This window comes from Pseudonocardia abyssalis (assembly GCF_019263705.2).
Lineage (GTDB): Bacteria > Actinomycetota > Actinomycetes > Mycobacteriales > Pseudonocardiaceae > Pseudonocardia > Pseudonocardia abyssalis.
Window position 1 is genome coordinate 5,229,221 of sequence record NZ_JADQDK010000001.1, and the last position, 13,492, is coordinate 5,242,712.

Below are 13,492 nucleotides of genomic sequence, written 5' to 3' on the forward strand. Positions count from 1 at the left end.
CGAAAGGTCACTCTCGGCGGTGTCCGGCACTCGTTCGAGTGAACGGCCGAACGACGACACAGTGACATCGTGGTGAACGGCGGTGTCGCGTCACCCCTGATCGGCTTCATCGCCGAATGGTGTGTTCAGCGCGACGAGCGGTCAGCAGCACCGTGCAGACGGTGTGTGGTCGCCACGATCGGTGTGTCTCCGCCAGAACTCGCGCTCGGCCATCGGCGGCACCCCGGGATGGTGCGCGACGTGGTGGGCCACGTAGCGCTCGTAGGCCTGCTCCCCGGCGAAGCCGCGCAGCAGCTGCCACGCCTCGCGCAACCCCTCCCGCACGCTCACGTCGACTTCCGGCTGCCCGCCGCGGCCAGCTCGTGCTCCCGGATGGCCTCCTTCTCCTCGCGGGTGGCGATGAGTCCGGCCGGGGCGACGAGGGTGGACCGGACGTACGGGTCCTCCGACCCGCTGGGCAGCGTGCCTCCGCGCAGCGCGGTGACCCACACCCGCATCGAGTCGATCAGGATGATCACGATGAGGCTCGCGAACAGCGCGGTCAGGACCGTGTCGAGCGTCGTGTTGAACACGACCTGCTGCATGTCCTCCACCGACTTCGCGGTGCCCAGGCTCGTCTCCCCGGCGTCCAGGGCGGCCTGGTAGCGCTGGCGCTGGGCCCAGAAGCCCAGCGTCGGGTCGGGCGAGAAGATCTTCTGGTAGCTCGCCGTGAGGGTGACGGCGGCGTCGAAGGCCAGCGGTACCAGTGTGATCCACGCATAGCGCGCCCGCCCGGACTTGATCAACAGCGTCGTGCAGACGGCCAGCGCGACCGCGGCGAGGAGCTGGTTGGCGATGCCGAACAGCGGGAAGAGCTGGTAGATGCCGCCGAGCGGGTCGTTGACGCCCGCGTAGAGCAGGTACCCCCACGCCCCGACGATGATCGCGCTCGCCGACCAGGCGGCCGGCTTCCAGGACGTGTCCTTGTACCTCGGCCAGACGGCGCCGATGGTGTCCTGCAGCATGAAGCGGCCGACGCGGGTGCCGGCGTCCACCGTGGTGAGGATGAACAGCGCCTCGAACATGATCGCGAAGTGGTACCAGAAGGCGCGCAGGGCGTCGCCGCCGAAGACCTCGGAGAAGATCTGGGACAGCCCCACCGCCAGCGTGGGGGCACCGCCGGAGCGCCCGACGAGGGTCTCCTCCTCCACCGCGGCCGCCGCGGCGGCCAGCTCGGCGGGGGAGATCGTGAACCCGATGTTGGCCACCGCGGCCGACGCGGTCTCCACGGTCGGGCCGAGCACCGTGGCCGGCATGTTCATCGCGAAGTACAGCCCGGGGTCGAGCACGCACGCCGCGGCGAGCGCGCAGATCGCGACGAACGACTCGGTGAGCATGCCGCCGTAGCCGATCAGCCGGATCTGCGACTCCTTCTCGATCAGCTTGGGCGTGGTGCCCGACGCGACGAGCGCGTGGAAGCCGGAGAGCGCGCCGCAGGCGATCGTGATGAAGACGAACGGGAACAGCGAGCCGGCGAAGACCGGGCCCATCCCGTTCGCGGCGAAGTCGGTGAACGCCTCGGCCTGCATCGTCGGCCAGGCCACCAGGATCGACACCGCGAGCAGGACGATGACGCCGATCTTCATGAAGCTCGACAGGTAGTCGCGCGGCGCGAGGAGCATCCACACCGGGAGCACCGAGGCGACGAAGCCGTAGATGACCAGGCCGAGGGTGAGCTGGTTGGCGGACAGCGTGAACGCCTCGGCCAGCGGCGAGTTGTCGATCCACCCGCCCGCGACGATGGCCAGCAGCAGCAGCGCCACGCCGATGACCGAGCCCTCGATGATCTTCCCTGGCCGGATGTAGCGCAGGTAGCAACCCATGAACAGGGCGATCGGGATCGTCATGGCCAGGGAGAACGTGCCCCACGGCGACTTGGCCAGCGCCTGGACGACGACCAGCGCGAGCACGGCCAGCAGGATGATCATGATGGCGAGCACGGCGATCAGCGCGGCGATGCCGCCCACCGGGCCGATCTCCTCGCGCGCCATCTGGCCGAGGCTGCGGCCACCGCGGCGGGTGGAGAAGAACAGCGTGACCATGTCCTGCACGGCCCCGGCGAAGATGACGCCGACGATGATCCAGATCGTGCCGGGCAGGTAACCCATCTGCGCGGCCAGCACCGGCCCGACCAGCGGGCCCGCGCCCGCGATGGCGGCGAAGTGGTGGCCGAAGAGCACGCGGCGGTCGGTGGGCTGGAAGTCCTGCCCGTCGTCGAGCCGCTCGGCGGGGGTGGCGCGGGTGTCGTCGACCTGCAGCACCTTGCGCGAGATGAACCGCGAGTAGAACCGGTAGCCGATGGCGTAGGACGCCAGCGCGGCGAACACCAGCCAGCCGGCCGAGATCTCCTCGCCGCGGCTCAGCGCGATGACCCCCCAGGCCACGGCGCCCACCAGGGCCACCGCCGACCAGATCAGGATCTGCCGCAGGTCCGGCCGCCTGCGCGCCGTCCCGTCGGGCTTCCGCGCGCCCGACATCTCCGTGGTGGCCACGTCGCCCACACCTCTCGAATCCTCGCGGAGCCCCCCGACGGTCCCGCGTGTGTGGCGACCATAAAGCCCGGATCGTGCGCTGTCAGCCGTTCGCGTGCACCGATCCGGAGACGACGAACGGCCCGCCGCGGGATGCGGCGGGCCGTCCGGTCGGCTGGGTCAGGCGCCGAGGCGGAGCTTGAGGGCCTCGAGCTCGTCGCGCATCGACGTCGGCAGGCCGTCGCCGATCTTGTCGAACCACTCCTCGATGAGCGGGATCTCGGCCTTCCACTCCTCGACGTCGACGGCCAGCGCGGCCTCGACGTCGGCCACGGCGGCGTCGAGGCCGTCGAGGTCCATCTGGTCCGTCGTGGGGACGTAGCCGATCGCGGTCTCGGTGGCCGCGGCCGTGCCCTCCATGCGCTCGATGCACCACTTGAGGACCCGGCTGTTCTCGCCGAACCCGGGCCACAGGAACTGGCCCTCGTCGCCGCGGCGGAACCAGTTGACGTAGAAGATCTTCGGCAGCTTGTCGGCGTCGGCGCCCTTGCCGACGTTCACCCAGTGCTGGAAGTAGGTGCCGGCGTCGTAGCCGAGGAACGGCAGCATCGCCATCGGGTCGCGGCGGACCTCGCCGAGCCCGCCCTTGGCCGCCGCGGTCTTCTCGCTCGACATGGTGGCACCCATGAAGGTGCCGTGCTGCCAGTCGCGGGCCTCGGTGACGAGCGGGACCGTCGTCTTGCGGCGCCCGCCGAACAGGATCGCCGAGATCGGCACGCCGTTGGGGTCCTCCCACTCCGGTGCGACGACCGGGCACTGCCCGATCGGCACGGTGTAGCGGGAGTTGGGGTGCGCGGCGTCGGTGCCGGACTCGGGCGTCCAGTCGTTGCCCTTCCAGTCCGTCAGGTGCTGCGGATCGCCCTCCAGGCCCTCCCACCACACGTCACCGTCGTCGGTGAGCGCGACGTTGGTGAACAGCGCGTTGCCCTCGTCGATCGTGCGCATCGCGTTGGGGTTGGTCTTCCAGTTGGTGCCCGGCGCGACGCCGAAGAAACCGAACTCGGGGTTGACCGCGTACAGACGGCCGTCCTCACCGAAACGCATCCAGGCGATGTCGTCGCCGACGGTCTCGGCACGCCATCCCGGAATGGTCGGCTGCAGCATCGCGAGGTTGGTCTTGCCGCACGCGGACGGGAATGCCGCCGCCACGTAGTACGCCTTCTCCTCCGGCGAGATCAGCTTGAGGATGAGCATGTGCTCGGCCATCCAGCCCTCGTCGTGGGCGATGGCCGAGGCGATGCGCAGCGCGTAGCACTTCTTGCCCAGCAGGGCGTTGCCGCCGTAGCCGGAGCCGTAGCTCCAGATCTCGCGGGTCTCGGGGAAGTGGGAGATGTACTTGTCGACGTTGCACGGCCACGCGACGTCGGCCTGGCCCGGCTCGAGCGGGGCGCCGACGGAGTGCAGGCACTTGACGAACGAGTCGCCGCGCTCGGCGAACAGCGGCAGCACCGAGGCGCCCATCCGCGTCATGATCTTCATCGACGCGACGACGTACTCGGAGTCGGTGATCTCCACGCCGAGCATCGGCGGGGTGGCGTCGAGAGGGCCCATGCAGAACGGGATGACGTACATCGTGCGACCGCGCATACAGCCGCGGTACAGCTCCGACATCGTCGACTTCATCTCGACGGGGTCGACCCAGTTGTTCGTCGGACCCGCGCCCGACTGATCCACGGAACAGATGAACGTGCGCTCCTCGACGCGCGCCACGTCATCGGGATCGGAGGCCGCGTAGAAGGAATTCGGTTTCTTCTCCAGGCGCGTGAAGGTGCCGGCGTCGACGAGCGCGCTCGTCATCCGCTCCCACTCCTCGTCGGAACCGTCGACCCACACGACGCGGTCCGGCGTGGTCAGTTCGGCCACCTCACGGACCCACGAGAGCAGTCGCGTGTTGTCGGTCGGCGACTCGTCGAGCCCTGGCACGGTGGCTGCTGTCATGTTCGTCCTGTCTCCTCACCGGCGGACCGGGTCATTCGGGAACGCTGCGCGCGCCCGAGCCGTGGGAACGGCCGGACGCGCCTGTCGAAGATGAATAGCGACGGTACCGGCGGTGTCCGGCTTTCCCCACCGCTGGTCGCTGTCGATTGACTCACAGAACCGGTCAACTAATCGATTCAGTAGAGGTCAGAGAGCTATTCATCCGGGACGGACAGTGACGTGCGTGACGTTCGGGCCCCGTCGCCACGCCTGGACCGGTGGGCCCACCGGGCGTAGCGTTTCGCCCGTATCCGGCGCAGCGAGGGAGCGCGTAGATGAGCGACACCGGCATGTACATCACGTTGCTCGTCGTGGCGATCGCCCTCACGTTCCTCGTGGGCCGGCTGTTGGTCACCGCGGGCGAGCCGTTCCTGCAGGAGGTGTTCCAGGACACCAAGGTCACGCGGTCGGTGAACCTGCTCCTGTCCGTCCTGTTCCACCTGATCACCCTCGGCGTGCTGGCGATCATCTCGGTGATCGACATCGCCGGCGGCCAGGCCCCGCTGCAGAACTTCGTCGTCAAGCTCGGGGTGGTCCTGCTCGTGCTCGGCGTCGCCTACGGCGTCTCGATGCTGGTGCTCATCCGCGTCCGCGAGCGGCGCCGCGTCGACCAGGTCTCCGAGCAGGTGCAGGAGCGGCTCGCGGAGCGCTCCGCCCCCGCCCCCCGGCCCGCCCCCGAGGAGCGCATCGGCACACGCCCGGTCATCCCGAAGCAGCCGTGAGCCGGCTCAGGCCCGTGGCCTGAGCCCGACCACCACCAGCACCGCGACGGCGACGAGCACCCCGGCCCCGACGGCCGCGGTGACGCCGACGCCCGCGTCGAACGCGGACCGGGCCGACGCCAGCAGCGCGGCCCCGTCGGCGCCGCCGATGCGGTCCGCGGTGCCGGCCGCCCCGGCGAGGGTCTCGCGGGCGGAGTCGGCCCAGGTGGGCCCGAAGCCGCCCGGGACGCGCACCCCGGCGCGGTAGACGGCGGCGAGCACGCTGCCGAGCACCGCGGTGCCGAGCACGGCACCGATCTCGTACGCCGTCTCCGACACCGCCGAAGCCGAGCCGGCCCGGTCGGCGGGGACCGCGGAGAGGATCGCGTCGTTCGTGATCGTCTCGGACAGCCCGATCCCGGCCCCGACGAGCACGGCGGCCACGGCCAGCAGGCCGACCGCGGGAGCCCCGGTGAGCTGCGTGCACAGGATGTAGCCCGCGGCGGCGAGCAGCAGACCCGTCGGCACGAGCAGGCGCAGCGGGAAGCGGCGGGCGAGCCGGCTGGCCGCCAGCCCGGCCACCATCGTCATCGCGAACCCCGGGAGCAGGACGAGCCCGGCGTCGAGGGGGTCGAGCCCGACGACGAGCAGGAGGTACTGCGCGGAGAAGAACAGCAGGCCGGTGAGCGCGAACATGGTGGTCGCGTTGGCCAGCGCCGAGAGGCGCAGCACCGGCGAGGAGAACAGGGTGACGTCGAGCAGCGGCTCCTCGCCGGCCGCGATCCGGGCGCGGGCCCGACGGACGAACAGCACGGCCGCGCCGACGCCGACCAGCAGCGACAGCACCGCGGTGCCCGTGACGCCGTCGTGGGCGACGGTCTTGACCGCGAGCACGGTGGGGCCCATCGCGAGCAGCGACAACAGCACGCCCCACGGGTCGAGCCGGCCGGGCGCCGCCATCCGCGACTCCGGGAGCAGTACCGCGCCCGCCACCAGGATCAGCAGCATCAGCGGCACGTTGACCAGGAACACCGCGCCCCACCAGAAGTGCGCGAGCAGCAGCCCGCCGACGATCGGGCCGACCGCGGCCCCCGCGGCGAACCCGGTGGCCCAGATCGCGACCGCGGTACGCCGCTGTGCCCGGTGCGGGAACAGCGTGCGCAGCAGCGCGAGCGTGGCCGGCATGAGCATGGCGCCGAAGAATCCGAGCAGCGCGCGGGCGATCACGAGCTGGGTGGGGTCGGTGGCGAACGCGGCGGCGAACGACACGGCCCCGAACCCGGTGACGCCGATCAGCAGCGCGCGGCGACGGCCGATGCGGTCACCGAGCGTGCCCATCGTGACGAGCAGTCCGGCGAGGACGAGCGGGTAGACGTCGACGATCCACAGCTGCTGCGTGGCCGACGGTCCGAGCGCCTCGCTGATCGCGGGCAGGGCGAAGCCCAGGACGGTGTTGTCGACCGCGACCAGGAGCGTCGGCAGGAACAGGACGGCGAGGCCGGCCCATGCGCGGAGTCCGGCGCGGGCGTCGACGGGGCGGGGGGCGATGACGGTCATGACGGCTTCCTCACGCGTTCGTATACCGTCCAGACGGTACAGTAGCGCCCGGCATTCCCGGCCCGTCCGCGACGTGGGCCGGCCCACCTAGACTCAGTCGATGACCGGCGCCCGCGACCGCGTGCTGGACGCGTACGAGACGCTCCTGATCGACCACGGCCCCGGCGCGGCCACGCTCGACGCCGTCGCCGCGGCGGCCGAGGTCTCCAAGGGCGGGCTGCTCTACCACTTCGCGTCCAAGGACGCTCTGGTCACGGGGCTGCTCGACCGGTTGCGCGAGCGCAGCGCCGCCGACGCCGACGCGATCCGCACCTCCTCCGACGGAGCCGTCGCCTACTACCTGCGCACGTCCGCGCCGGGCGGGACGATCCCGGGCGGGGTCACCCGGAGCTACCTCGCCGTCCTGCGGATCTCCGAGGGGAGCGCGACCGGTCAGGCCATCCGTGATGCGCTCGCCGAGGTCGACGCCGACGCGTACGCCGCGCTGCGGGCGGAGCTGGACGACCCGGTGCTCGCCTGGCTCGCCCAGCTCGTGGGGGACGGCCTGTACCTGCGCACCCTCACCGGCACCCCGCTCCCGCCCGGGCTCGGGGTGGAGGACCTGCTGGCCCGCCTGCGCCAGCACTTCCCGGCGGCCGACCCCTGACCCCGCGAGTCGCGAGATTCCCGCCCGCGAGTCGCGAGATTCCGTCCGTGGGTCGGCGGTTCGCCGGGGGTGCGAGCGCGGCCGCGACCGATCCACTCCGACCACGCCGACCACGCCGACCACGCCGACTCCACGACGCACCGTGCGAACGACCACACGCGCACGCGGGCGACGTCCAGCCGGTGAGGTCGGCCATCCGGTCCGCCATCGCGTGCGGGTCGGCGGCGGCGCGCCGGTCGTCGAGGATGTGCTGATGCACGTCGAGGCACGGGTCGCCGGCGGGATGTCACGGGCAGGGTCGCGGCGACGACCTCATCCTGCTCGGGCAGCGGGCGGAGATCGCGCAGCGGTGTGCCGGGCCGGGCCCGTTCCAGCAGCCGTGCGACCGACGCCCCTCGGCCCACGACCCGTGCTCCGCGACGGCGCCGCGGCCGCTCCAGGCCCCTCGACCTGGTGGGCTCCGTCGGCCGATCTCGAACACCAGGTCACGGCCCGCGGCGTCGCGGGTCGGCGCCACCCACGCGGTCTCCCCGCCGGGCCGGAACGGCGGGTCGAGGGTCAGCGGTCGGCCGGCGACGCGCGGCGTCCCGGCGAGTCGGAGAACGCGTCGGCGAGCTCCGCCGGAAGCTCTAGCCGAAGATCCATCGCGAGGACGCGCGGACCAGGGACGGGGCGGGCTCCAGCGGTGCCGGGTTGCGGGCGATCTCCGGGACCGGGATGGGCAGCCGGTGCGTCGTGACGTTCCAGTAGCGGTTCTCCGGGTCACCCGCGCGCCACGCGTTGGCCAGGCGGGCGGTGGCGTCGGCGTCGGCCTTGCGGCGCGGGCGGGGGCGCATGCCGCAGCGGTCGCGGACCACCCGGTCCAGCGCGCGCCAGGCGTCGTCGGCGGTGGTGTGCACGCTGACGTTGGGCTCGCCGTCGGTCTGACCGACCAGCAGTGTGTAGGCGCTGACCATCTCGTAGGACACGGGTACGCCCCTCTCGGGCTCGAACCGGGATTGCGACGTCGACTCCCGCACAGTCAACGGCACGGACCCCGACCGGGTCTGCATCGGCACGCCAGGTGTCGCCCGATGGTGTCCATCACGCGCCGTGTGCGACCGCTCACCCCTGGTCAGGTGACCAGCGGATCGCCGGACGGGTGGCCGGCCGCGGCGAACCTCAGCGACCCAGCGACACCGAGGACATCGTGAACTCCGGGACCCGCACCGGGGGCATCGCGGCGCGGGTGAACCAGTCCTTCCACTCCCGCGGCAGGGTCCGCTCCGTGGCGCCGGCCTCCGTGGCCTGACGCAGGACGTCGAGCGGGGAGTGGTTGAACCGGAAGTTGTGGTCGACCTCGCCGACGATCTCCCCGCCCTCCACCAGATAGACGCCGTCGCGGGTGAGGCCGGTGAGCAGCAGGGTGGCCGGGTCGACCAGCCGGATGTACCACAGGCACGTCAGCAGCAGCCCACGCTCGGTGCGCCCGACCATCTCCTCGAGCGATGCGTCCGAGCCGCCGGTGAGCAGGAGGTTGTCGCCGGGCGGGGTGAACGCCGTACCGAACTCGGCGGCCTCCGCCCGCGACCAGCCGAGCTCGGAGACGACGCCCTCGCGGACCCAGTCGACGCGCCCGACCGGTGCGCCGTTGTCGAACACCGAGATCGCGTCGCCGGACCGGGTCGTGGAGAGGAACGGCGCGTACTCCATCCCTGGGGCGGCCGGGTCGCAGGTGAGTGTCAGGGGCAGCGCGCCGAGGCGTTCACCGACGCGCGTGCCGTCGGGGCCGGACAGCGCGCTGCGGCCCTCGTGCGCCGGGCGTCCGTCCATCGACCAGGCCAGGTAGATCATCAGGTCCGAGACGGCCGACGGCGGAAGCAGCGTCTCGTACTTCCCCGCGGGCAGTTCGACCTTCCGCTCCCCCCACTCCAGCCGCCGCGCGGCCTGCGCGGCGAGGTCCACGACGTCGACGTCGGCGAAGTCGGCGGTGGACGCGCCCACCCACGCCGAGCCGGACAGGTCGGGGGTCTTCGCGTTCAGCTCCACCGAACCCGTCGGCTGCACCCAGCGCCGCCGCACCCCGGCCGACGTCCCGAGCCAGGTCGTCGTCAGCTCGTGGCTGGCGAAACCGTACTGGCGTTGCGGGCCGGCGAGCACCTCGGCCAGGCCCTGCGCGAACGCGCCGAACACGCCGATCGACGTCTCGGTGGCGTCGTCGTCCCAGCTCGCGTCCGTGTCGGTCGGCGAGGGCAGGTCCATCGCGTCCTCCGCCGGGCCAGCGTCGCGCGCGGAGGCCTCCGCGGCGCGCACCAGGTCCTCGAGCCGGGCCGGGTCGGTGATCGTCACCGCCGTGCTGACGACGCCAGCGGCCGTCCCGCCGTCGACGGCGACCAGCGCGATCACCGTGACCCGGCCGGAGGTGGTGTGGCCGTTGGTCGTCATCGTCGAGTTGGCCCAGCGCAGTACCGCCTCGCTGGACTCCTGCACGAGCACGACGCACCCCCGCAGGTGCGTGGCCGCGGCCAGCGTCCGCTCGACGATCTCCTGCGGCCTCACTGGCCCTCCTCCTGGGTGTTGAGCACGGTGACGCCGCGGAACCGGGCCGACGGGCAGCCGTGGCTCACCGCCGCGACCTGTCCGGGCTGGGCCTTGCCGCAGTTCATCGCGCCGTGCAGCACCCACGTCGACGGGCCGCCGACGGCGTCGAGCGAGCCCCAGAAGTCGGTGGTGGTGGCCTGGTAGGCGACGTCGCGCAGCTGCCCGGCCAGCTCGCCGTTCTCGATCCGGTAGAACCGCTGGCCGGTGAACTGGAAGTTGTAGCGCTGCATGTCGATCGACCACGACTTGTCGCCGACGACGTAGATCCCGCGCTCGACGCCCGCGATCAGCTCCGCGGTGGGCGTGTCGCGCACCGGGTCCGGCTGCAGCGACACGTTCGCCATCCGCTGGATCGGCACGTGGTGCGGGGAGTCGGCGAACGCGCAGCCGTTGGAGCGGTCGAGCCCGAGGCGCGGCGCGAACGTGCGGTCGAGCTGGTAGCCGACCAGCACGCCGTCGCGGACGAGGTCGAAGGTCGAGGTGGCCACGCCGTCGTCGTCGTAGCCGATGGTCGCGAGGCCGTGCTCGACCGTCCGGTCGCCGGTGACGTGCATGTGTTCGGAGCCGTAGCGCAGCGTGCCGAGCAGGTCGGGGGTGGCGAAGCTGGACCCGGCGTACGCGGCCTCGTAGCCGATGGCCCGGTCGTACTCGGTGGCGTGCCCGACCGACTCGTGGATCGTCAGCCACAGGTTCGTCGGGTCGATGACCAGGTCGTACGCCCCGGCCGCGACGCTCGGGGACTTCGTCTTCTCGGCCAGCAGCTCCGGCACCCGCGCGAGCTCGGCGTCCCAGTCCCAGCCCGTCCCCGTGAGGTACTCCCAGCCGCGGCCCACCGGCGGGGCCAGGGTGCCCATCGTCTCGAACGCGCCGGCCCCGCGGTCGACGGCGGTGGCGGTGAACGACGGGGAGATCCGCACGCGCTGCTGGGTGGTGCGGGTGCCCGTGAGGTCGGCGTAGAACTTGTTCTCCCGCACCTGCGCGACGCCCGCCTGCACGTGGTCGACGCCGTCGGAGGCGAGCAGACGCTGCGACCACTCGGTGAGCAGGTCCACCTTCTCCCGCGTCGGCACGTCGAACGGGTCGACGTCGTAGGCGGAGATCCACTCGACGCCCGGGTACACCGGCTCGTCGGCCCGATCCACCCGCTCGATCGCGACCGGCGCCAGCGTCCGCGCCACGGCGACCGCGCGCTCGGCGGTGGCGACGGCGCGCTCCGGGGTGAGGTCGCCGTGGGAGGCGAAACCCCACACCCCGTCGACGATCACGCGCACCGCCAGCCCGATCGCCACGTCGTCGGCGACGCCGGTGACGCGCCCGTCGCGCAGGTCGACGGACTGGGACACGATCCGTTCCACCCGCAGATCGGCGTGCTGTGCGCCCAGGTCCCTGGCGCGGGAGAGGGCGGCGTCGGCGAGTGCGGCGAGCGGCAGGCCCGCGAACGCCGGGTCCAGGTCTGGCATGGGGCCGAACCTACCTACTGGGCCTCCGCGACCATCCGCGCGTAGCGGGTGCCCGCGGTCAGCAGCACCAGCCCGGCCCCGAGGAACGCCCCGACCTGCACCAGCCCGTCCAGCACCACGAGGTCGAACAGCACGAGCTTGGCGACGGCGCCCGCCACCAGCACCAGCCCGGTCACCCGCAGCGCGGGACGGCGCAGGCCGCGGGCCAGCAGCACCAGCGCCACCACCGTCCAGGAGACCGTGACGATCGCGTGCCCGACGGTGAACGCCGTGCGGTCCGGGGCCACCAGCAGCGCCGGTGAGATGATCAGACCGGCCGTGCCGTAGAGACCGGCGACGCCGAGCGGGACCCAGATCCCGGCGGTGCTCGAGTCGGGCCGCACCAGCCCCAACCGCCCCGCCACCACCGTGATCACGGCCGATGCGGCCAGCACCAGCAGCGACACCACCGCCCCGGCCACCAGCGCGCCCGGTCGGGCCGTCCCGTCGACGACGTACGGATCGGCCGGGAAGTCGACGAGTGCGGTGAGCGGGGCGTCGGCCGAGAGCGCCAGCACGGTCCCGACCAGCCAGAACCCACCCGCGACGAGCAGCGGCAGCCGGTTGCCGACGGCGACCGCGACGACGGACAGCGCGATCGCGACGACCAGCAGCCCGCCGGTGGCGACCGGCCCGTCCAGGCCGATCAGCACAGCCTCCAGCACACCGATCGCACCGACCGCGGCGATCGCGGTGCGCAGTCGGGTCCCGACGCCCGGCACCGCGAGCAGTGTGAGGACCAGCAGCGCCGCGGCGGCCGCGACCCCCGCTCCACCCCAGCCGTCGAGGACCGGGCCCAGCACCAGCATCGGCAGCGGGGCCAGTGCCACGAGCGCGACCACCGCCTGCTCCGGCAGGCGGCGCACCGAGAGCGCGCCACCGGCGAGGCCGAGCAGCGTCACCGCGATCACCGCGACGACGCGCAGAGGCTCCTCGGAGACGGCGACGGCCGACGCGGCGAGAGCGGGGCCCACCGCGGAGAGCACCGCGGGCCATGCCCAGCCCCGTCCCTCGCCCCCACGACCCTCGACCCCACGACGCAGCGCCACCACGGTGGTCACGGCCTGAAGGGCGAGCAGCAGTGCGACCAGCAGCGGCCCCTCGACCAACGCCGGGGCCAGCCAGGCACCGCCGACCACGATCCCGCCCGCGAGCAGCGCGGAGCGCCACCGGTCGGCCAGCGCCAGCCCGGCCCCGGCCACCACCAGTGCCAGCAGGACCGCGAGCGGACCGGGCACGTCGAGCAGCCGGTTCGCGGCTGCCACCACCAGGTACAGCGCTCCGAACCCGGTGCCGGCCAGGGCCATCGCCCCGGCCCGGCGCGCCTCCGTGCGGTGCAGCCACACCGCGACCCCCACGAGCACGAGGCCGAGCACGGTCCCCACCCCGACCCGCACGGGGGGCGTGCCCCAGCCGCGCGACGCGGCCAGCGCCAGGAACAGCACCACGCCCAGCAGCGTCATCGCGGCACCGGTCCACGCCAGTAGCCGCGCGCCGCCGGCCGTCGCCCGCGGCTGCGGAACGCCGGTGGGGCCGAACGGCTGCGGCCCCGGTGGCGGGGTCCATCCCGACGGCACGCCGGGCACCGGCGCCCACGGAGGGGCCGGCTGTCCCGGCGCGCCCGCGTGGGGCGGTGCCGGCCAGCCGGGGTACCCGGCGTCCGCGGGCGGTGCGGCCCACCAGGGTCGCTGCCCGGTCGGTCCCTGCCCGGCCGGTCCCTGCCCGGCCGGTCCCTGCCACGGCGGCGCGCTCCACGGCGGCGCGGTGCCGGGCGGGCCCGATGACGCGCCGACGACCGGGCGCTCCAGCACCCCGGTGATCTCGCCACCCTCGACGTCCGGCGCGCCGAGCGACTGCAGCCGGGCCTCGACGCGGTCGAGCCGGTGGCCGAGGCGCGCGATCTCGGCGGTGAGCGCGGCCGTCGGGTCGGATGTGCTGGTCATGGGGGCCATGATCGGGCCC

Annotated in this window: 10 protein-coding genes; 2 read left to right on the forward strand and 8 right to left on the reverse strand. The window is 72.9% G+C overall.

The genetic code is table 11. The features are described from left to right. Positions 1-141: 141 nt before the first annotated feature. The 3 genes from I4I81_RS25655 to I4I81_RS25665 form a co-directional block, all read right to left on the reverse strand. The gene (locus tag I4I81_RS25655) at positions 142-330 is read right to left on the reverse strand and encodes a YbdD/YjiX family protein (RefSeq protein WP_218603006.1); all 189 of its coding nucleotides are present in this window, start codon (positions 328-330) and stop codon (positions 142-144) included. Continuing rightward, positions 327-2,516 carry a carbon starvation CstA family protein gene (locus I4I81_RS25660; RefSeq protein ID WP_218603009.1) on the reverse strand — a complete coding sequence of 730 codons (2,190 nt, stop codon included), beginning with the start codon at positions 2,514-2,516 and terminating at the stop codon, positions 327-329. Before I4I81_RS25660 ends, I4I81_RS25655 begins: the two co-directional genes overlap by 4 nt. A 174-nt stretch (positions 2,517-2,690) precedes the next feature. Further along, positions 2,691-4,508 carry a phosphoenolpyruvate carboxykinase (GTP) gene (locus tag I4I81_RS25665; RefSeq protein WP_218603007.1) on the reverse strand — a complete coding sequence of 606 codons (1,818 nt, stop codon included), beginning with the start codon at positions 4,506-4,508 and terminating at the stop codon, positions 2,691-2,693. A 314-nt stretch (positions 4,509-4,822) separates the two neighbouring features. On the opposite strand from I4I81_RS25665, the gene I4I81_RS25670 reads away from it, so the two are divergent. Next, the gene (locus tag I4I81_RS25670) at positions 4,823-5,269 is read left to right on the forward strand and encodes a hypothetical protein (RefSeq protein WP_218616391.1); all 447 of its coding nucleotides are present in this window, start codon (positions 4,823-4,825) and stop codon (positions 5,267-5,269) included. Between the two features lie 6 nt (positions 5,270-5,275). Here I4I81_RS25670 and I4I81_RS25675 read toward each other — a convergent pair whose 3' ends face one another. Next, the gene (locus I4I81_RS25675) at positions 5,276-6,805 is read right to left on the reverse strand and encodes an MFS transporter (RefSeq protein WP_218616392.1); all 1,530 of its coding nucleotides are present in this window, start codon (positions 6,803-6,805) and stop codon (positions 5,276-5,278) included. A 100-nt stretch (positions 6,806-6,905) separates the two neighbouring features. Here I4I81_RS25675 and I4I81_RS25685 point away from each other — a divergent pair, with 100 nt between their 5' ends. Beyond that, a complete protein-coding gene (locus tag I4I81_RS25685) occupies positions 6,906-7,451 on the forward strand; it encodes a TetR/AcrR family transcriptional regulator (protein ID WP_218605088.1) in 546 nt (181 codons plus the stop codon). A 629-nt stretch (positions 7,452-8,080) separates the two neighbouring features. Here I4I81_RS25685 and I4I81_RS25690 read toward each other — a convergent pair. From I4I81_RS25690 to I4I81_RS25705, 4 genes are all read right to left on the reverse strand, one after another. Next, the gene (locus tag I4I81_RS25690) at positions 8,081-8,419 is read right to left on the reverse strand and encodes a hypothetical protein (protein WP_218605089.1); all 339 of its coding nucleotides are present in this window, start codon (positions 8,417-8,419) and stop codon (positions 8,081-8,083) included. 193 nt (positions 8,420-8,612) lie between these two features. After that, positions 8,613-9,989: a metallopeptidase TldD-related protein gene (locus I4I81_RS25695; RefSeq protein WP_218605090.1), complete on the reverse strand. Its 1,377-nt coding sequence runs from the start codon at positions 9,987-9,989 to the stop codon at positions 8,613-8,615. Beyond that, a complete protein-coding gene (locus tag I4I81_RS25700) occupies positions 9,986-11,491 on the reverse strand; it encodes a TldD/PmbA family protein (RefSeq protein WP_218605091.1) in 1,506 nt (501 codons plus the stop codon). Before I4I81_RS25700 ends, I4I81_RS25695 begins: the two co-directional genes overlap by 4 nt. Before the next feature lie 14 nt (positions 11,492-11,505). Further along, a complete protein-coding gene (locus I4I81_RS25705) occupies positions 11,506-13,473 on the reverse strand; it encodes a DUF2339 domain-containing protein (RefSeq protein WP_218616393.1) in 1,968 nt (655 codons plus the stop codon). Between the last annotated feature and the right edge of the window lie 19 nt (positions 13,474-13,492).

Bases quoted from the DNA above. Each gene is read 5' to 3' on its own strand.
- I4I81_RS25660 (WP_218603009.1), bottom strand. From the start codon at position 2,516: ATGTCGGGCGCGCGGAAGCCCGACGGGACGGCGCGCAGGCGGCCGGAC.
- I4I81_RS25665 (WP_218603007.1), bottom strand. From the start codon at position 4,508: ATGACAGCAGCCACCGTGCCAGGGCTCGACGAGTCGCCGACCGACAAC.
- I4I81_RS25670 (WP_218616391.1), top strand. From the start codon at position 4,823: ATGAGCGACACCGGCATGTACATCACGTTGCTCGTCGTGGCGATCGCC.
- I4I81_RS25675 (WP_218616392.1), bottom strand. From the start codon at position 6,805: ATGACCGTCATCGCCCCCCGCCCCGTCGACGCCCGCGCCGGACTCCGC.
- I4I81_RS25685 (WP_218605088.1), top strand. From the start codon at position 6,906: ATGACCGGCGCCCGCGACCGCGTGCTGGACGCGTACGAGACGCTCCTG.
- I4I81_RS25700 (WP_218605091.1), bottom strand. From the start codon at position 11,491: ATGCCAGACCTGGACCCGGCGTTCGCGGGCCTGCCGCTCGCCGCACTC.
- I4I81_RS25705 (WP_218616393.1), bottom strand. From the start codon at position 13,473: ATGACCAGCACATCCGACCCGACGGCCGCGCTCACCGCCGAGATCGCG.